We start from the raw sequence: 363 nt of genomic DNA on the forward strand, positions 1-363 counted from the left end.
GGGTATGGCTCTCAACAGGTAGCAGCGCAGACCCCGATCACGGAATTTGAGCGCACGTCCAACGGCTATGTGTTTTCGGGTGTAGTACCCACCGCGTCGTTTACAGTATCACTCGAACCATACACAGTGATCTGGAAGTACTGGGCAAACAACAACGCGGCAATGGTGTATCAAGAGTCGGCCGACCTGTGGATCATTAACCCAAGCATCATGACCGCAGTCGGTGACGTAAAGGCCAAGATCGCTAAGGCACGAGCCACCCTCTATGGCTCTCCGGACTTGCTATTCCCGACGCCTACTATCCTGACGTGGCTTAGGCGCGGCATGGACGCGTTCAATGGGGCATACGGTCAGTTCACGTCG

General features: G+C 55.4%; 1 protein-coding gene. It reads left to right on the forward strand.

Going from position 1 to position 363, the window contains the following annotated elements:
- On the forward strand, nucleotides 1-363 hold a 363-nt coding region (locus tag AC1RPR_RS08505; RefSeq protein WP_481763516.1), incomplete at both ends, for a hypothetical protein.

The organism is Dellaglioa sp. CoH-57-MRSF-22 (assembly GCF_056781895.1).